This window comes from Halorubrum ezzemoulense (assembly GCF_004126515.1).
Classification (GTDB): Archaea; Halobacteriota; Halobacteria; order Halobacteriales; family Haloferacaceae; genus Halorubrum; species Halorubrum ezzemoulense.
Genome location: NZ_CP034940.1, coordinates 1,291,385 through 1,309,265 on the forward strand (window position 1 = coordinate 1,291,385; position 17,881 = coordinate 1,309,265).

Annotated in this window: 19 protein-coding genes; 11 read left to right on the forward strand and 8 right to left on the reverse strand. The window is 73.7% G+C overall.

The window, feature by feature from the left end:
* The first annotated feature begins 252 nt into the window (after positions 1-252).
* Entirely contained in the window at positions 253-594 is a 342-nt protein-coding gene (locus EO776_RS06485; protein ID WP_049929775.1) for a DUF5827 family protein, read from the forward strand.
* On the forward strand, positions 591-1,505 hold the full coding sequence (locus EO776_RS06490; RefSeq protein WP_094519520.1) for an ATPase: 915 nt from the start codon (positions 591-593) through the stop codon (positions 1,503-1,505). Before EO776_RS06485 ends, EO776_RS06490 begins: the two co-directional genes overlap by 4 nt.
* Before the next feature lie 32 nt (positions 1,506-1,537).
* Here the strand turns inward: EO776_RS06490 and EO776_RS06495 are convergent, their stop codons facing one another.
* From EO776_RS06495 to EO776_RS06505, 3 genes are all read right to left on the reverse strand, one after another.
* Entirely contained in the window at positions 1,538-2,020 is a 483-nt protein-coding gene (locus EO776_RS06495; RefSeq protein ID WP_094519519.1) for a hypothetical protein, read from the reverse strand.
* Positions 2,021-2,086: 66 nt separating this feature from the next.
* A complete protein-coding gene (locus EO776_RS06500) occupies positions 2,087-2,434 on the reverse strand; it encodes a 4a-hydroxytetrahydrobiopterin dehydratase (protein WP_049929769.1) in 348 nt (115 codons plus the stop codon).
* A gap of 85 nt (positions 2,435-2,519) precedes the next feature.
* Positions 2,520-2,999 carry a DUF7124 domain-containing protein gene (locus EO776_RS06505; RefSeq protein ID WP_094519518.1) on the reverse strand — a complete coding sequence of 160 codons (480 nt, stop codon included), beginning with the start codon at positions 2,997-2,999 and terminating at the stop codon, positions 2,520-2,522.
* Positions 3,000-3,075: 76 nt separating this feature from the next.
* Here EO776_RS06505 and EO776_RS06510 point away from each other — a divergent pair, with 76 nt between their 5' ends.
* Positions 3,076-3,903, forward strand: a complete 828-nt coding sequence (locus EO776_RS06510) for a BtpA/SgcQ family protein (RefSeq protein WP_094494927.1) — start codon at positions 3,076-3,078, stop codon at positions 3,901-3,903.
* A 30-nt stretch (positions 3,904-3,933) separates the two neighbouring features.
* On the opposite strand, the gene EO776_RS06515 is transcribed toward EO776_RS06510, so the two are convergent.
* Together EO776_RS06515 and EO776_RS06520 are read right to left on the reverse strand one after the other, a co-directional pair.
* Positions 3,934-5,037 carry a carbohydrate kinase family protein gene (locus tag EO776_RS06515; RefSeq protein ID WP_049929765.1) on the reverse strand — a complete coding sequence of 368 codons (1,104 nt, stop codon included), beginning with the start codon at positions 5,035-5,037 and terminating at the stop codon, positions 3,934-3,936.
* Positions 5,034-5,555, reverse strand: coding sequence for a nucleoside deaminase (locus EO776_RS06520; RefSeq protein WP_049929764.1), 522 nt, complete (start codon positions 5,553-5,555; stop codon positions 5,034-5,036). Before EO776_RS06520 ends, EO776_RS06515 begins: the two co-directional genes overlap by 4 nt.
* A gap of 194 nt (positions 5,556-5,749) precedes the next feature.
* Here EO776_RS06520 and EO776_RS06525 point away from each other — a divergent pair, with 194 nt between their 5' ends.
* The 4 genes from EO776_RS06525 (at position 5,750) to EO776_RS06540 (ending at position 11,709) form a co-directional block, all read left to right on the forward strand.
* Entirely contained in the window at positions 5,750-7,288 is a 1,539-nt protein-coding gene (locus EO776_RS06525) for a universal stress protein (RefSeq protein ID WP_049929763.1), read from the forward strand.
* A gap of 87 nt (positions 7,289-7,375) precedes the next feature.
* Positions 7,376-8,308, forward strand: a complete 933-nt coding sequence (locus EO776_RS06530) for a CehA/McbA family metallohydrolase (protein WP_049929762.1) — start codon at positions 7,376-7,378, stop codon at positions 8,306-8,308.
* A 108-nt stretch (positions 8,309-8,416) separates the two neighbouring features.
* Positions 8,417-9,676 carry a molybdopterin molybdotransferase MoeA gene (locus EO776_RS06535; RefSeq protein WP_099288480.1) on the forward strand — a complete coding sequence of 420 codons (1,260 nt, stop codon included), beginning with the start codon at positions 8,417-8,419 and terminating at the stop codon, positions 9,674-9,676.
* Positions 9,673-11,709 (forward strand): molybdopterin biosynthesis protein, encoded by a 2,037-nt coding sequence (locus tag EO776_RS06540; protein WP_094521274.1) that lies wholly within the window; start codon positions 9,673-9,675, stop codon positions 11,707-11,709. The genes EO776_RS06535 and EO776_RS06540 overlap by 4 nt, the downstream gene beginning before the upstream one ends.
* Here EO776_RS06540 and EO776_RS06545 read toward each other — a convergent pair.
* From EO776_RS06545 to EO776_RS06555, 3 genes are all read right to left on the reverse strand, one after another.
* On the reverse strand, positions 11,679-12,140 hold the full coding sequence (locus EO776_RS06545) for a PaaI family thioesterase (protein ID WP_049929759.1): 462 nt from the start codon (positions 12,138-12,140) through the stop codon (positions 11,679-11,681). The two genes, EO776_RS06540 and EO776_RS06545, sit on opposite strands and share 31 nt — an antisense overlap.
* 75 nt (positions 12,141-12,215) lie before the next feature.
* Entirely contained in the window at positions 12,216-13,187 is a 972-nt protein-coding gene (locus EO776_RS06550) for a hypothetical protein (protein WP_094521272.1), read from the reverse strand.
* A complete protein-coding gene (locus EO776_RS06555) occupies positions 13,184-14,860 on the reverse strand; it encodes a sensor histidine kinase (RefSeq protein WP_094494312.1) in 1,677 nt (558 codons plus the stop codon). Before EO776_RS06555 ends, EO776_RS06550 begins: the two co-directional genes overlap by 4 nt.
* Before the next feature lie 137 nt (positions 14,861-14,997).
* Here EO776_RS06555 and EO776_RS06560 point away from each other — a divergent pair, with 137 nt between their 5' ends.
* From EO776_RS06560 to ahbB, 4 genes are all read left to right on the forward strand, one after another.
* Positions 14,998-15,741 (forward strand): lipoyl protein ligase domain-containing protein, encoded by a 744-nt coding sequence (locus EO776_RS06560; RefSeq protein ID WP_094521270.1) that lies wholly within the window; start codon positions 14,998-15,000, stop codon positions 15,739-15,741.
* 66 nt (positions 15,742-15,807) lie between these two features.
* Entirely contained in the window at positions 15,808-16,206 is a 399-nt protein-coding gene (locus EO776_RS06565) for a 30S ribosomal protein S6e (protein ID WP_094521268.1), read from the forward strand.
* Between the two features lie 10 nt (positions 16,207-16,216).
* Positions 16,217-16,684, forward strand: coding sequence for a DUF7112 family protein (locus tag EO776_RS06570; RefSeq protein ID WP_094521266.1), 468 nt, complete (start codon positions 16,217-16,219; stop codon positions 16,682-16,684).
* Positions 16,685-16,780: 96 nt separating this feature from the next.
* Positions 16,781-17,866 (forward strand): siroheme decarboxylase subunit beta, encoded by a 1,086-nt coding sequence (gene ahbB / locus EO776_RS06575; RefSeq protein WP_094521264.1) that lies wholly within the window; start codon positions 16,781-16,783, stop codon positions 17,864-17,866.
* The last annotated feature ends 15 nt before the right edge of the window (positions 17,867-17,881 follow it).

Genomic DNA, 17,881 nt, shown 5'->3' on the forward strand with positions numbered 1-17,881 from the left:
CGCCGTGCTCACTCCCTGCGGTGCTTGCGTCGCTGGGATTCGGCGAGCGCGGCTGCCCGTTTGAGCCCCGTCCCGCACGGCACCGCACCTCTCACCGCCCCAGCCTCGTCGGCCTCCCTCCAGTCGGCCGACTCCCTCGCACGCGCTCCTCGCGGCCGCCTTCGGCGGCCACTCGAAGGCGCGCGCCACCCCACGGAATGAGGTTCGAACCGTATCGGCAGCGTTTACGGACGCCGTCGCGTACGCTCGCGCATGCCCGAACCGAAGTCGGCGTTCGACGCCACCTACCCGTGCGACTTCTACGAGCCCGCGGAGCTGTTCGAGCCGGACCAGATGTACACGATCCCGGAGATCGGTCGCCTGCTTCAGGGGTTAGAACCGGACGCCGAGGTCGACCCCGACACCGAGGCCGTGCTGGTCGACTGGGCCGTCCCGTGGGTGATGGTCCACGCCGACGACATGGTCGTCGCCGAGCCCCTGACCGAGGACGGCCCGGGATACTACGGGCTCGCCACGGACGAGGACCACAGCGGGGCGTCCGACACCGACGCCGAGTCGGACGCTGACTCCGACGAACTCGACGAGTCGGCGTGACCGGGGACCGATCCGACCCGCCGACGTACCTCGTCGCCGGCGGCGCGCGCGTCGACGCCGGCAAGACCACCTTCTCGGCGGGGCTGGTCGCCCACCTCGCCGACCGCGCGGGCGACGCGGTCGGCGTCAAGCCCCGGGCCGGCAACGACCTCTGGTTCGACCACGACGACTATTTGATCGCGACCGACGCGGCCCGACTCTACGGGAAGGACGCCCGCACCCTCGCGGCCGCGAACACCCGCGCGCTCGCGGCGGCCGACGACAATTCCCCGTCGCCCTCGGCGGTCACGCCGGAATCGATCAACCCCGTCCACCGGCTCTGGCGACCGACGCCGGGACGGACGGGCATGCTCGGCGACGCAGAGCGCACGTTCCTCTGCGACCGCGTCACCACCGCGTCCGGCACGCGCTTCGTCGTCAACGGCGCGGCCGAGGAGGCGGGGCTGCTCCCCGACGCGCTGACCGACCGCCTCCCCCTCGCGGAGGCGACTCGCGTGCGCGACGTACCGGCGTTCAACGAGGTGATGGCCGAGGCGCACCTCCCCGCGATCGAGCGGCTCGCGGACCGCGTCGCGCGGACGCCAGTCCCGGTCGTCGTCGAGTCGTACGCCGACGTGGCCGGGACCCTTCCCCGCGACGGGCCGGTCGCGCCCGACGCGGTCGCCGTCGTCGACCCCGGCCGCGCGCGGCTATACGCCGGCGACCGCTACGCCAAGGCCCGCGCGGTCGCGGCCGGGAGCCCGCGAGAGGGGAGCCGCGAGGAGCACGTCGACGCGGTGACGGAGATGATCGAGCCGCTCGCGACCGTCTCGCTGCCGGCGCTGTCCGGCGACGTCCGCGGCGATCCCGACCGGATCGCGGCGGCGTACGAGCCGGCGTACGCGACGCTCACGGATTCGGTCGAGAACTGAAGGAGCGACGGAGCGTCGCGTGCGGCCCGGGCTCAGGCGTTCCGCTTCGTGTAGTGTTCCAGCGCGGACTCGATCGACGAGAGGTCGGCGGTCACGCGGTTGTCGGCGACGCGCATGAAGCCGGGCGTGTACGACGACGAGTAGTCGAAGATCCGGTTGACTGCGCGCTTGGGCGCGGCGACGGCGCCGAAGTCGGTGACCGTGTACACCCGCGTGGTGGGGAAGGCGGTCCAGAAGGTCCCGCTCACCCAGCGGTCCTCGTCCGCGAACGCCTCGCCGACGCGGCCGGTCGCGACGTACTCGTCGTCCGCGTAGAACAGCAGGAGGTCGCCCGACGCCATCTTCTCGAACGTCGACCCGTTGCCGCTGTCGTCGTCGACGGCCCACAGGCGCGTCTCGTCGAGGTCGGCGAGGGGTTCGGGGCGATCGGGGTAGTCGGTGAGATCGACCGGGGACCGGACGGTCCGGTCGAAGTTCTCCGGGTCGATCGGGACCAGGAAGACGTTCTCGCTCATTACCCGTCGTTTCGCCGGGAGGGGTTTAAACCCGTTTGTTGATGTGTCAGGTCAGGACGGGTGCGGTCACTCGCCGTCGGCGGCGTACAGGCGGTCCATCCGCGCCGCCATCACGAAGTCGGCGCGGGTGAGGCCGCCGACCTCGTGGCTCCACATCTCGATCCCGACCTCGCCCCACGACAGCGAGATGTCCGGGTGGTGCCACTCCGCCTCGGCGAGCTCGCCCACGTCGTTCGTGAACGCGAGCGCCGTCTCGAAGTCGGGGAACTCGTAGCTCGCCTCCAGGTGGTGGTCGTTGACGACCTCCCACGCGTCGCCCAGTTCGTCGAGGTGGTCGGCGCACTCGTCTCCGTCGAGCGGCTCCGCGTCGTCGCCGGCCGGTTCGACCGGCTCGTCCGCGAGCGGTGAGGACATACCCCACGTTAGGCGACGAACGGTTTGTACCTTCCGCGGTCGACCCCGGAGGACGACGGGCGACCGAAAAGCGCGGACCGAGGCCTTACCGGAGCCGCGAGATCGCCTCGCGTACCGCGCGCCGCAGCCGGCCGAGGCGCCCCCTCCCGCGCTCGTCGTCAGTGGCGCCCCCGTCCGCGCCGGTCGCGCTCGGGTCAGAGAGCTCCCAGCCGGCCTTTTCGGCGGCCTCGTCGACGCGCAAGAACTCGTAGCCCGTCTCGGTGGCGACGCGCTCGTCCGCGCGGGTCGTGCCGACGAACACGCACCGCGGGGCGGCGCTCTGCTCACGGATGTCCGCGAGGGTCCCCCACTTGTCCCACTTCGTGAGCGCGTAGTCGTTGTCGATCCCGTAGTCGCCCGCGAACTGCGCGGCCCGGTCCGCCTCGTTCGCGACGATGCCGACGTGGCGGCTCCACTGGCGCGCGTCGGCGAACGCCGCGGCCGGGTCGGCGAGCGACCGCGCGGCGCCGAGCGAGAAGACGAGCGTCACGTCGCCGTCGCCGGTCGTCGTCGCGTCGATTCCCATCTCGACCGGATCCAGGTGGCCGGCGGCCTAAACGCTGTGGGGAGGCTTTTGTCCGAGGCCCTCCTCGTCCCCGAGAATGGAGTTCGAATCCACCTTCGACACCGCTGCGCCGCTGCTCGGCATGGTCCACCTCCCGCCGCTTCCCGGTGCCCCGAACGCGCCCGACGACGGCCGCGAGGCGATGCGCGCGGCGGTCGACCGGGCCGCGAGCGACGCGCGCGCGCTCGACAGCGGCGGCGTCGATGGGATCGTGATCGAGAACTTCGGCGACGCCCCCTTCTACCCCGACGAAGTCCCGCCGCACGTCGTCGCCGGCGTGACCCGCGCCGCGACCGCGGTCGCCGCCGAGACGGACCTCCCGCTCGGGGTCAACGTCCTCCGGAACGACGCCGAGGCCGCCCTCTCGGTCGCCGCCGCGGTCGGCGCCGACTTCGTCCGGGTGAACGTCCACACCGGCGCCCGCGTCACCGACCAGGGGATCGTCCAGGGGCGCGCCCACGAGACGCTCCGCCTGCGCGACCGCCTCGGCGTCGACGTCGGCGTCTTCGCCGACACCGACGTGAAACACTCCGCCCCGCTGACGCCCGCGGGGTACACGGCCGAGTCGTTCGCCGACACCGCCGAGCGCGGCCTCGCCGACGCCGTGATCGCCTCCGGGCCGGGGACCGGCGAGGCGGTCGATACCGACGCCCTCGGGTCGGTCGTCGCCGAGCGCGAGCGCCACGGCCTCGACACGCCCGTCCTCGTCGGCAGCGGCGTCACGCCGGAGACGGTCGCCGACCTGCTCGACGTCGCCGACGGCGCGATCGTCGGCACCGCGCTGAAACGGGGCGGCGAGACGACCGCCCCGGTCGACGCCGACCGCGTCGCGGACCTCGTCGACGCCGCCGACGCGGTTCGGTGAGCGGGGCGCGGTGATCGGGAGGAGGGTCCCCTACCGGCCGACGTCGACGCCGCGGTCCGCGAGGAACGCCTCGACCTCGCTCCGCGTCGGGAGCCCGGGCTGCGTGAACCGGCTCGTACAGTTGATCGCGGCGATCGCGGCCGCGAACCGGACGCCGCCAGCGACGCCGTCACGGTCGGCGGACGGCCCCGCGGGGGCTCCAGCGATCCACCGGTCGATCAGCCCGGCGGTGAACGCGTCGCCGGCGCCGGTCGCGTCGACCGTCTCGACGTCGAACGCGTCGAACTCGGACACCTCGCCGCCCGCGATCGCCGTCATCCCGTCGGCGCCGTGCGTGAGGACGGCGCGGGGCCACGTCGGGCCACCCCGCGACCGCGACTCGGGCCCGGGTGAGGGCGCCGACTCGGCCGCTCGGGTATGCGCGCTCGCGACCCGCTTGACCGCGGCGTCCGCCGATCCGAAGAACGCCGGCGCGGCGACGCCGTCCGCGACGAACAGGTCGGCCTCATGGAGAAACCGGTGGACCGTCGCCGGCTCCGTGCCGCGCCCGACTAGCTCCTCGACGGATCCCGAGAGGTCGAAGACGAGCGCGGGCGGGTCGCTCCCTGACTCGCCTGATTCGGCGGCTTCGCGGAGCGACCGAACCCGGTCGAGGGCCCGCCGCGCCACGCTGTCAGGCGTGTAGGCGGTGAGGAAGACCGCGTCGGCGTCGGCCATCGCGGCGAGCGCGTCGCCGTCGAGGCGGAGCCCGCGGAAGCTCTCGCCGGCGGTGACGATGGCGCGCTCCCCATCCGGGTCGCGGAGGATCAAGGACCGGGTGTGGGCGTCGTCGCCGACCGCGACGTGCGTCCCGTCCACGCCCGTCTCGCCGAGGTACTCCAGGGCTCTCCGGCCGTACTCGTCGTCGCCGACGCGGCTGACGAGCCCCGCGTCGCGGCCGAGGCGGTCGAGCGCGACCGCGACGTTCGCGCCCACGCCGCCGAACGCGGACGTGACCTCCCGGGCGAACGCGCCGCCGTCCGGCTCCGGGAGGTTGCTGACCGCGTACCACTCGTCTATCGCGGCGGCCCCGACGCAGAGGACGGCCGGCGAACCACCGCTTCCGCCGTCGCTCGCATCTGACTCCGCCGTCACGACTCGCCGAAGAAGGGGCGGTGAACGGCCATCGCGGCGTCGACGGCGATCGGTCCCTCGACGCTCGTCTCCCCGCCGCCGCGCCGGACCACTTCCTCGCAGGGGATTGGCACCACGCCGCCGGAGAGCTCGCCGAGCGTCTCGCCGTCGACGCCGAAGACGACCCGGTCGATCCCCGCGTAGTGGATCGCGGTCGAACACATCGGGCACGGCTCCGTGCTGGCGTACATGGTACAGTCCGCGAGCTCGTCGGCGTCGAGCTCCCGCGCGGCCCACCGCGCGAGCGTCAGCTCCGGGTGCGCCGTCACGTCGTCCTCGGTCCGCGTCTCGTTGCGCGCCTCGCTGACGACCTCGCCGTCGACCACGAGCAGGGCGCCGAACGGGGTGTTTCCGGCCTCGACCGCCTCCTTGGCGAGCCGGATCGTTCGCTCCACGTACTCCCGGTCGGTCGGGTCGTCCGGCAGGTCGTCGAGGTCACGGAACTCGCTGGGATCGCCGGCGTCGTCCGCGTCGGTCATACGTCCCCGTTCGCCTCCGGGAACCTAACGGTTGGTACCGCCGGCTGCGCGCGGTCGTCGTCCGGCGAGCTCGGTTCCCCGTCGAGGCGTCTCGGTCCGCGTCGTCTCCGTCGCCGACGCGCGTCGGGGTCACGCTCGGCGTTCGCGTCGGACGCTCCGCCACGCTCTTGACCGCCACGAGCGAAGCAAGAGTAATGCTGGACAGGCTGCGAGCGAAACTCGGCGCCGCTCGCCGACGGGCACGTCGGATCGAACGCCGGGAGTTCGCGGAACTCCGGCAGTGGGCCGAGGACACGAGCAATCTGCTCCACCTGACGACGCTGTTGCTCGTGCCGATGCTCATCGCGCTCGTCACTCAGATAACGAACCTGACCGACCTCTCGTTTCTCCTCTTCCCGCCGCTGGCGTCGGGAGCCTACACGCTCTTCTCCGACCCGCAGGGACAGTACTCCTCGCCGAGAACGTTCGTCGGGGGGCTCGTGGCGGGGGCGCTCGCGGGGTGGGCCGCGCTGGAGCTCTCGCTGCTCGGTGTCGGCGGCGTCTCGACCGGCGCGATCAGTCCGCTCAGCGCCGGGCTGTCGATCATGCTCTGCGGCGGCCTGACGTGGCTGGCCAGCGTCGAGGAACCGGCCGCCTTCTCGACTGCGCTTCTGGTCCTCGTGAGCGCGCGCGGCGACGCGGTGCTCGTGTTCGGCACCACCGTCGACCCGGCGGCGGCCTACGTCGTGGCCGTCGCGGTCTCCGGCAGTCTCGTCGCGGGCGCGTTCACCGTCTGGCGCACGCGGTTCTACGAGGAGCGCGCTCGCTACCTCTACGGGACCACGCAGGCTGACGACCACGTCCTGGTGCCGATGCGGGGGGAGACGAGCGAGGCGACCGCGTTCTTCGGCGCGCGGCTCGCGGCCGCCCACGACGCCGGGAAGGTCGTCCTCCTCGACATCGTCGACGACGCGGAGATGGCGGTCGCGGAGCGGGCAGTGTCCGCCGACCACGGCGCCGCGACGCCCGGAGACCTCCCGGACTCGGTGCGGGCGTCGTTCGACGGCGACTTTGAGGAGGAGGTCTCGGACCGAGCGGCGGCGGCGGCGGTCGAGCGGCTCGAACCTCACGCCGCGGAGATCCGAGCCCGGTTCGACGTGCCGTGCGAGGTGGTCGTCGCGGCCGACGGCGATCCGGCCCGGGTCGCCGTCGAGACCGCCCGCGCGACGAACTCGGACCTGATCGTGACGCCGTACGAGACCGAAGACGGCCTCCTCTCGCCGTTCGCCCGGGAGGTCTTCGCCGGTCCACTCGACGCCGTCGCGTTCCGGTCGACGACGGGCGTCCACACCTGGCGGCGCGTCCTCGTACTGGTCGCCCGGCCCGGCGACTCGGCGCACGCGATGATCGACTTCGCAGAGCGACTGGCCGGCGAGAGCGGCGGGGTGAGCGTCTGTACCTGTATCGACGCCGAGTCCGAGCGCAGACGGGCCGAGACGAAGCTGGCGAACCTCGTCGAGACCACGACGGGGCCGGTCGAGACGCGGGTCGCGCGGTCGGAGGTGACGGCGTTTCTCGGCGCGAACGCGGACGCCTACGACCTCGTCCTCATGGGGTCGAGCGGGGACCGCTCCGCGGCCTCGCGGCTCGTCTCTCCGCCGACCTTCGAGCGCATCCAGGACGTCCAGTGCGACGTGGCCATCGTGGACCGCGGGAACGCGGACCACGAGGTGCGGGTGTTACGAGAGGGGTGAGACCGTCGACGGCGCGCGCGACGGATCCCTTCTCGGCCAACCGCCGCCGCTCCTCCATTTATATACCTCCCGCCGCGTAGTTCGGTCGTGTCCCGCGTCACCGTCAGCATCGACCCGCACGTGCACTCCGAGGACAGCTACGACGGGCACGAGCCGGTCGATCTGATCTTGGAACACGCGGCCGAGATCGGGCTCGACGCGGTCGTTATCACCGACCACGACGTGATCCGCGAGTCGAAACGCGCCGCGGAGACCGCCGCCGAGTACGGGCTGATCGGCATCCCCGGCGTGGAGGTGTCGACCGCGCACGGCCACCTGCTGGCGATCGGCGTCGATCGAATGCCGCCGCGCGGCGAGCCGTACGCCGAGACGGTCCGGCGGATCCACGAGCAGGGCGGCGTCGCGATCGTTCCCCACCCGTTTCAGCGCTCGCGCCACGGCGTCCGTCAGCGCGACATCCCGACGCCCGGATCGGGCGACGGCTCCGGCGGGGAAGCGCCGGACGCCGAAACGTCCGGCGTGGACGCGGAACTGCCGGACGAGGACGCGGTCGACGCGGCCGGGGCCGCCGCGCCGGGCGCCGAGGTCGACGCCGTCGAGGTGTTCAACGCGTGGCTGTTCACGGGGTACCGAAACCGACGCGCGCGGCGGTTCGCGGCGACCCACGGCTACCCGGGGGTCGCCGCGAGCGACGCGCACCACCTCCAGTACGTCGGCCGGGCGTTCACTGAGCTGACGATCGAGGGGCGAGAGTCGGTCGGCGAGGTCACCGCGGACGACGTGCTGACGGCGATCCGCCGCGGCACGACGACCGTCGACGGCCGGCGCGCGCCGATCCGAATGGCGGCGAAACACTACGTCGGCGCAGCCGGACGCCGGTCCGGGTACTACGCGCGGACCGGCGCGGCCCGGGGCGCCCGGGCCACCAGGCGGACGACCCTCGGCGCGCTCACGGCCGCGAAGGTCGCCGCCCTCCAGTCGGTCCACCGGACTCGCCGGTTCCTCTCGTGGTTCGCCTGACCGGGCGCGTCGGCGGCCGGGGGCGTCGGCGAGCGGCCGCGACCGAGGGTCCGAACGCCGGCGCCCGCGGAGAACGGGGTTTTTGCCCGCGGCCGCGAATGTGTGAGCATGAGCCACGACAGACGGGAGTCCGGGTTCAAGCGGCGGACCCGGGTCGCGGACGCGAGGGCGACGCTGCTCGACGCCGTCGCGCCGAACGACCGGACGGAGACGGTCCCGGTCGAGGCGGCCGACGGCCGCGTCGTCGCCGAACCGATCGACGCGCCGGCGCCGGTGCCGGGGTACGACCGCGCCGCGATGGACGGGTACGCCGTCCGCGCGAGCGACACCTTCGGCGCCGGCGACCGATCGCCGGCGGTCCTGACCGCCAAGCCCGCCGAGGCGGACGCGGTCGCGCCCGGCGAGGCCGCTCGGGTCCACACCGGCAGCGCAGTCCCGGAGGGCGCGGACGCGGTCGTGATGATCGAACAGGTCGAGTCGGTCGACGGCGAGGTGGAGGTGTTCGAGGCGGTCGCGACCGGCGAGAACGTCGGCGAGGCCGGCGAGGATGTCGCCGACGGCCAGCGCCTCTACGAGCCCGGCCACGCCCTGCGCCCCTCCGACCTCGGCCTGCTGCGCTCGGTGGGCTTCGACACCGTCACGGTCCGGGAGCCGCCAGAGGTCGCCGTGATTCCGACCGGCGAGGAGCTGGTGGAGTCGGATCCCGGCCCCGGCGAGGTGATCGAGACGAACGGGCTCACCGTCTCCCGGCTCGTCGAGCGCTGGGGCGGCGAGGCGCGCTACCGCGACGTCGTCACCGACGACCCGGAGGCGCTGCGCGAGGCCGTCGCCGCCGACCTCGACGCCGACGTGGTCGTCACCACCGGCGGCTCGTCGGTCGGGGAGCGGGACCTGATCCCCGAGGTCGTCGGCGACCTCGGCGAGGTGCTGGTCCACGGCGTCGCGCTGAAGCCCGGGCACCCAGTCTGCCTCGGCCGCGCCGAGGGGACGCCGATCGTGTCGCTGCCCGGCTACCCGGTCGCGTGTATCGTCAACGCGGCGCAGTTCCTCCGCCCTGCGATGAAGCGCGCGGGCGGGGCCGACGTAGAGCCGTTCCCGACGCGGCGCGCGACGCTCGGCCGGAAGGTCGCGAGCGAGCCCGGTGTACGGACCTTCGCGCGCGTGTCACTTTCGGGTCCCGACGACGGCCCCGACGGGGACGCGGCGGTCGACGACGCGCTCCCGACCGCGACGCCGACCCGCGCGAGCGGCTCCGGCATCCTCTCCAGCGTCGCGCTCGCTGACGGCTGGGTGGTCGTGCCCGAGCCGCGGGAGGGGCTCGACGCCGGCGAGTCGGTCGACGTCGAACTGTGGGAGGTGACGGAATGAGCGACCGCAAGGAGTTCCGGGACCTCGCGACCCCCGAGGCCGCGCGCGAGGCGATCGAATCGCTCGACCTGTCGCCGACCCCGGAGACGGTCTCGCTGGCGGACGCCCGCGGTCGCGTTCTCGCCGAGCGCGTCGACGCCGCGATCGACGTGCCCGGCTTCGACCGCGCGTCGATGGACGGGTACGCCGTCCGCGCGCGGGAAACCTTCGGCGCGGACGAGGCGGATCCCGCCGAACTCGACCTCGTCGGCGCGGTCCACGCGGGCGCCGCGCCCGACGTGACCGTCGAGCCGGGGACCTGCGCGGAGATCTCCACCGGCGCCGTCATGCCCGACGGCGCCGACGCGGTCGTGATGGTCGAGCGCACCGACGAGCTCGGTTCGGGCGGGGACGGGGTCGACGACGACGGTCCCTCGCGGATCGCTGTCCGCACGTCGGTCGCGCCGGGCGATCACGTGATGACAGCCGGGACCGACATCGCCGCCGGCGCCCGCGCGCTCGGACCGGGCACGCGGCTGACGCCCCGCGAGATCGGGCTGCTGTCGGCGCTCGGCGTCGACGAGGTCCCGGTCGAGGGGCGGCCGCGGGTCGGTATCGTCTCGACCGGCGACGAGCTGGTCCGCCCGGGCGAGGCGCTGAACCCGGACCGCGGGGAGATCTACGACGTGAACTCGACGACGATCGCCGCCGGCGTCGAGGAGGCGGGCGGCGAGCCGGTCCTCTACCCGCACGCCGGCGACGACTACGACGAGATGGAGCGGCTGCTGCGCCGGGCGGCCGACGAGTGCGACCTCGTGCTCTCGTCGGGGTCGACCTCGGCGAGCGCGGTCGACGTCATCTACCGCGTGATCGAGGCGCGCGGGGAGCTCCTGCTCCACGGCGTCGCGGTCAAGCCCGGGAAGCCGATGCTGATCGGCCGGCTCGACCGGGGCGGCTCCGACGGCGGCGACGGCGACGGCGACGAAGGCGTCGGCGAGGACGCCGCCCGGAACGATGCCTCGGTCGGCGAGTCCGCGTACGTCGGCCTCCCCGGCTACCCGGTGTCCGCGCTCACCATATTTCGCACGTTCGTCGCGCCCGCGATCCGCGACGCCGCCGGCCAGCCCGAGCCCGCGACGGCGACCGTCGAGGGGCGGATGGGCGTGAGCGAGCGCTACTCGGAGGGCCGTCTCCGGCTGATGCCCGTCGGCCTGCTCGACCTAGACGACGACGCCCCCCCGCTCGTCTACCCGGTGGACAAGGGGTCCGGCGCGACGACGAGCCTCGTCGAGGCTGACGGCGTCGTCGCGGTCGACCCGGACACGGAGGTCCTCGACGCCGGTGAGGCGGTCGAGGTACAGCTGTTCTCGCCGGACGTGCGCCCGCCGACGCTGCTCGGCGTCGGCGAGGACGACCCCGCGCTCAACCGCCTGCTCGACCGCCTCGCGAACCCGCGGTACCTCGCCGTCGGCTCGCGCGAGGGGCACCGCCGCCTCCGCGACGGCGTCCCCGACGTGGCGGTGACCGCCGGACCGACCGACCGCGAGGTCGGCGCCGAAGCCCTCGGCGGCTGGACCCGCGAGTGGGGGCTTGTCGTCCCCGACGGCAACCCGGAGGCGGTGACCGGGATCGCGGACCTCGTCGACCGCGACCTCCGCTTCCGGAACCGGCCGACAGTCTCGGGCCTCCGTCGGAGCCTCGACACGGCGCTCGACGACCTCGCGGACGAGCGCGACGCCGACCGCCGGGACCTCGCCGAGCGGATCGACGGCTACGAGCGGACCGCGAAGGCGTTCGAGAGCCCGGCCCGCGCGGTCGTCGCGGGCGACGCGGACGCCGGGCTCGGGCTCCGCGAGACGGCGGAACGGCTGGGCTGTGCGTTCGTCCCGCTCGGCGAGCAGTCGGTCGTCGTCAGGGCGGCCCCCGATCGCGCCGGCCGCGAGCCGGTCGCGGCGCTGGCGGCCGCACTCGACGGCGACGGCGGTCGCGGCGGGATCAACGCGATCCTCGCCGACCTCCCGGGCTACTCGCGGAACAGCCGAAACGATCCCTGACCGACAACGACCTCGCCGCGGTCCCCGTCGACGCCGCTGGTGACGGTCATCTCGCTGACGCCGATGGAGCCGCCGGCCCGGATCACTTCGGCCTCCGCGCGGAGGTCGCCGGTCGCGGGGCGGAGGTAGTTCGCGTTGAGGTTCACCGTCGCGACGCCGCCGTCGAGCGGGTCCTCGAACGTCGTGCGCTGCGCGACGCCGCCGGCCGTGTCAATCAGCGTCGCCGCCACGCCGCCGTGGATCGTCTGCCCGTCCGTGTTCGTGAGCTTCTCGTCGAAGGGGATCGAGAGCACGACGCGCCCGCGCTCGACCGTCTCGACCGACGTGTTCAGCCACGAGAGGTAGCCGTGTTCGTCCTCTAACTTTTGTTCGACGAACCGCGTCGCCGCGTCGGGGAGCGGGTCCATCTCCGCGATGTCCGTCTGATCCATGTCCCGCCGGTCGTCCCGGGACGGCTTGTACCCCCCGGAAACGGGCGACAACCGGCGATCGATTGACGGCCTCGCTCACCCGACGCCGAGCCGGATCGGGTCGTCGCTTGGCACGAGCTCGACCGTCACCGACTCGCCGATCGCGAACGAGCGGTCCGGACAGACCAACTTGACGCCGAAGCGCTCGCCGCGCGCGGCGAACAGGGAGAGCCCCACGATGCGATCGCCGTTCGCGCGGACGTCGACCGCCCCCCACTCGACCCGTGGCGCCCCGGACGACCCCCCGCCGTGGGCGGCCGCGGTTCCGATCCGGGTCCCGAGGAGGGACACCGCGTCGCCCGACCGCGGGCGTCGCTCGTCTCTTCCGTCCTCGCCGGGCGCCGCGTCGCTCGCCGCGAACGTCCCGCCGCCCGCGTAGTGCGTCAGCCCGCCGTCGAGCGGGACCCCCCCGTCGCTCGCGAGCGCCGCGAACGACGGTCCGGGCTCGGTCCGCCGCGGGCCGGCGAGCACGACGTGGGTCGGCCCCCGCTCGACGACGGTTCCGGTCCCGTCCCACGCGACCCGCTCCACGGGGAGGTCCGCGGCGACCGGGAGCGACCCGCTCGCTCGGAGGGGATTCGCGTCCGGCGGGCGGAACCCGAGGTGGACGTGGTCGTCGACCCACTGGCCGAAGAAGCCCGAGCGGGTCGTCGGGCCGAGCGCGTCGCCGACGGTGACCCGGTCGCCCGGCGTCACCGCCGGGATCACGTGGAGGATCCGCGCGACGGTGCCGGAGGGCGCGCCCGCGCGAGCACACCACTCGTCGTCGAGGCCGACGACGATCAGGTGGTCCTCGTCGGCCGCATACGGGCGGTCCGGACAGCCGACGGTGCGGACCGCGCTGACGGTCCCGGCGACCGGAGAGCGGCCGACCCCGTCGCCCGGGTAGAGGTCGACGGCGCGACCGCGTTCGTGGGCGGGGTACGGGGAGTTGAACCGCGAGAACTTCTCGTATTGCTCGACGACCTCCGCGGGGAGCGTGACGGTCGCCTCCGGCGGGTCGGTCACGGGTCGGCGACCTCCATCCCCTCGATCACGAACCGCGCGCCGCCGGCGTCGGACTCGGCGACCGAGAGCGTCCAGCCGTGCGCCTCGGCGATGTCGCCGACGATCGCCAGCCCCAGCCCGGTGCCGCCGCCGAGCGACACGCCGCGCTCGGTGACTCGCTCGCGCTCCTCGGCCGGGATCCCGGGACCGTCGTCGCCGATCGAGAGCGCGGCCCGGTCGCCGCCTCGGGTGATAGCGACCGTGACGGCCACGTCCTCTCCCGCGTGTTCGATCGCGTTGCGGAACAGGTTGGAGGTCAGCTGTTCGAGCCGGTCGCGGTCGGCCAACGCGGTCGCGTCGCCCTCGACGGTCAGCGTCGCGTCGGCGGTCTCGAGCCGCGACCAGACGCGTCTGACCGTCCCGTCCAGCGAAACCCGGTCGAGGTCGTCGACCGTCTCCCCCGCCGTCGCCAGCGCGAGGAGTCCCTCGATCATGTCGTCCATCCGCTCGTGGGCGTTCGCGGCCCGCTCTAAGGCGCCGTCGGGGTCGCCGTCGCGCTGGCGGGCCAGCTCGACGGCCGCAGACGCGGCGGCGAGTGGGTTTCGCAGGTCGTGCGAGACGACGCCGGCGAACTCCTCTAACCGCTCGTTCTGCCGTTCGAGCTCCGCCTCCCGGCGTTCGAGTTCCGCCTGTCGCCGCTCCCGCGCGGTCACGTCGCGGAGCAGGAAGACGTGGCCGCGGTCGGTCCCGCGCGGGTCCGTGATCGGGTTCTCTTGGATGTCGAACTCGCGGTCCCCGATGGCGATCGGGTGTTCGACGCCGGACTCCAGCCGCGGGAACACGTCCGACAGCGACGAGCCGACCGCGTCGGGCGGGAGGAGCGACTCGGCGGCGGGGTTGAGGTCGCGGATCCGCCCGTCGGAGCCGGAGACGATCACCGGGTCCTGCATCACCTCGACCGCGGTGTCGCGCGCGACGACCGCGGCGTCGAGGGTGCCGAGCCAAAAGACGGTGCCGTAGAGGAACACGCCGTGGATCACGAACGCCGTCGGCAGCCACGAGAGGTCCCCGTAGCTCCCGACGTCGACGAACGTCACGGCCCCCGCGAGGAACGGGAACAGCGTGCCGAGCAGCACGACGAACGTCTGGAGCCGGTAGCGGTTCCCGGTCCGGTCGTAGAGGTCGACGACGAGGGACGCGCCGGCGAGACACAGCGCGTACGCGAAGAGGACGAACGCGCCGCCGGCGGGACCCAACCCGTATCCGAGCAGCGTGAACGGGCCGTCGGCGACGGGGGCGACGGAGCGCCGGGCCAGCCCGTGGGTCCCGCTCGACCACGCGAGGAGGACCCAGACGAACGCGGGGGTCGCGAGCGCGACGATCCGGTTCTCCGTCCGCCAGCGTTCGCGCCCGGTGAACGCCAGCGCGAACGCCATCCAGAGGACGGGAAGCGCGCCGAGGAGCGGCGTCGCGAGGCTGAGCGCGACGCGCATCGCGAGCTCACCGGACGCGGCGATCTGGAGGCCGTACAGCAGCGACGCGCCGCCGCCGCTGAGGAGGTACAGCGCGACCTCGAGGCCGCCGGGCTCGTCGCGCTCCCGCCACGCGACCCGACCGAGCCAGAGCCCGATGACGCCGGCCAGCAGGCAGGCGGTCAGGTACGCCTGAACCGGCAGGGCGCTCAGGTCGCTCATCGATACCGGTACCACTTCCAGCGCCGACAAAACTGTTGTGTCACGCGCCGGCGCCCCCCGGGGCCCTCGGTTTCTCCCCGCCCCGAGCGACCGCGCTCGGCGCAAGGGGCTTGTGTGCCGCCGCCGTCGGCACGTCCATGCGCGTGTACAGGGGCGAGTTCGCGACCCCGGCGGCCGACCGGGAGCCGGCGGGCGACCTGCTCGCGTCGGCCGCGGAGGGGGTCCCGGCCGTCCGCGTCACGGCGCCGCCGAAGCAGGTCGCCTTCGGCCGGCGGGACACCCGCGAGCCGGGGTTCGACCGGGCGAAGCGGGCGGCGCGCGCGGCCGGATTCCCTGCCGTCGAGCGCGACGTGGGCGGTCGCGCGGTCGCGTACACCGGGTCGACGCTCTCGTTCGGCGTCGCAGTACCGACCGGCGGCGACCGGGGGTCGATCGACTCGCGGTACGAGACCGCGACCGAGACGCTCCGCGACGCGCTCCGCGACCTCGGCGCCGACGTGGTCCGCGGCGAGCCCCCGGCCGCGTTCTGCCCCGGCGAGCACTCCCTGCGCGTCGCTGGGGGCGGTGCGACGGAAACCGGCGGGGCCGCGGGCGGCGGGAAGGTCGCCGGGCTCGCGCAGCGCGTGCGCGCCGACGCGGCGCTCGTCGCCGGCGTCCTCGTCGTCTCGGCGGCGGACGCCGCGCCGATCGCGTCGGTCACCGAACCGGTCTACGACGCGCTCGGCCTGCCGTTCGATCCCGGCTCGGTCGGGAGCGTCGCCGACGCCGGCGGTCCGGACGACCCCGACGCCGTCGCCCGCGCGGTCGAGACCGCGTTCGTGGAGGGGCCGTGGGGCGACGGCGAGCGCCGGATCGTGCGCGTCGGCGGGGCAGCCGACTGAGCGCTGCGCGGCGCGCGGTTCCGACGTTTCGACGTGCTTTTTATGCGCGGGGGTCTGCGTTCGGGCATGGCCGAATTCAAAGTCGTCGTCGCCGACCCCGAGACCGGCGAGACGTTCCAGCGAGAGGTCGACGGACAGGACGCCAACCGATTCCTCGGTCGCGAACTCGGCGACGAGATCGGCGGCGACGCCGTCGGGCTCTCCGACCATACGATCGAACTCACCGGCGGCTCCGACGAAACCGGGCGCCCGATGCGCGAAGACGTCTCCGGCACCCGCCTGAAGGAGCTCCTCCTCGAGGGCGGCGTCGGCTTCGAGCCCTCCCGCGAGGGCGAGCGCAAGCGGATCACCGTCCGCGGCCGCGAGGTCGACGACGACATCGCGCAGATCAACGCGAGCGTCGTCGACGGCGACGGCGACGTGGCGGCCGCGCTCGGCGAGGGCGACGCCGACGCCGACGAGTAACGGCGCTTCGATGCCTCGCGTTCCCTCCGACGGCGAGGACGTTTCCTCGGTTCGCGTCTCGCTCGCCCGGAGCGGCGGCACTCGCCGCCCCTGCGTCAGACTTCCCGACGACGACGCGCTCGACAGGCGCGTCGAGTCCGGGGCCTGCGACGCGCTCGGAGTGAGTCAGGGGGACCTGATCCGCGTCGCGATCGGTCGCGGCGAGTACCACGCGCGTGTCGCGGCCGACTCGCGCGGGCGGCTCCTCCGCGGCGCGTTCGACAACCGGCGGCTGGCGCGCGAGTCCGGCGAGGGGACGAACCGGCTGGTCGAGTGGCTCGACGCGAACGGCCGGGAGCCGGGCGAGAGCGTCGTCCTCGACGTGGTGGTGTCCGGCGAGCTGTACGGGCTGCGGATCCCCGGCGAGCGGACCGTGTACGACGCGGACCGCGGGCCGCGGTCGTCGCTCGCCGACATCGCCCGCGACGTGGACGGGTAGCTCCCGGAGCGCGCCGGGCGTCGACGGTCACCCTCCGCCGCGGCGGCGCGGCGTCAGGTCGGATCGCTTATTCTCGCGCGGCTCCGAGATCGGTCCATGCAGGAGGTCGACGCGGACCTGACGGCGCTCGACCGCGCGATCATCAACGCGTTCCAGGGCGGCTTCCCGGTCGCGGAGCGCCCCTTCGACGCGGCGGCGGCCGCGCTCCGCGAGCGCGGCGTCGGCGTGACGGGACCGGAGCTGTGCGAGCGCGTCCGCGAGCTCGACGAGGAGGGGATCCTCTCGCGGTTCGGCGCGCTCGTCAACGCCGAGGAGATCGGCGGCGCCGCCTCGCTCGTCGCGATGCACGCGCCCGAGGACCGCTACGACGAGGTCGCGGAGACGGTGAACGAGTTCACCGCGGTCGCACACAACTACGAGCGGGAGCACCCGCACCTCAACATGTGGTTCGTGGTGAGCGTCGCGGACCACCCGGACCCCGACAAGGACGGGAGCGACCGCGTCGAGGAGGTGCTCGCGGAGATCGAGGACGCGACGAGCCAGGAGACGTACAACCTCCCGAAGCTCCGGGAGTTCCACGTCGGCGCGAAGTTCCTCGTCGACGGGCCGGTCCCCGACGGCGACGTGGACCTCTCGGGGCTCGGGCCCGACGTCTCGCCCAGCGACCGCGGAACGTTGACGCCCGACGAGCGCGACCTCGTCGTCGAGATCCAGGGCGGGCTCCCGGTGACCGAGACGCCGTACGCCGACGTGGCCGCCGCGGTCGGCGCCGACGTGGACTGGGTGATCGAGACGATCAAGCGGTTCGAGCGGGAGGGGAAGGTGCGCCGCGTCGGCGTCATCCCGAACCACTACGCGCTCGGCTACACGGAGAACGGGATGACCGTCTGGGACGTGCCCGAAGACGCCCTTGACGAGGTCGGCCCCGCCGTCGCCGACCTAGGCTTCGTCACGCACTGCTACGAGCGCCCGCGCCACGCCGGCGTCTGGGAGTACAACTTCTTCGCCATGACGCACGGCCGCACCGAGGCCGAGAGCGAGCGCCGGATCGCCGAGGTCAGGGAGCTGATGGACGACTACTGGGACGTCGGCGCGGACGACTGGGACACCCTGTTCTCGACGCGCATCCTGAAGAAGACCGGTATCCGCATCGCGGACCGGGCGGACAGCAACACGGCGTGACTCCCCGAATCGCGG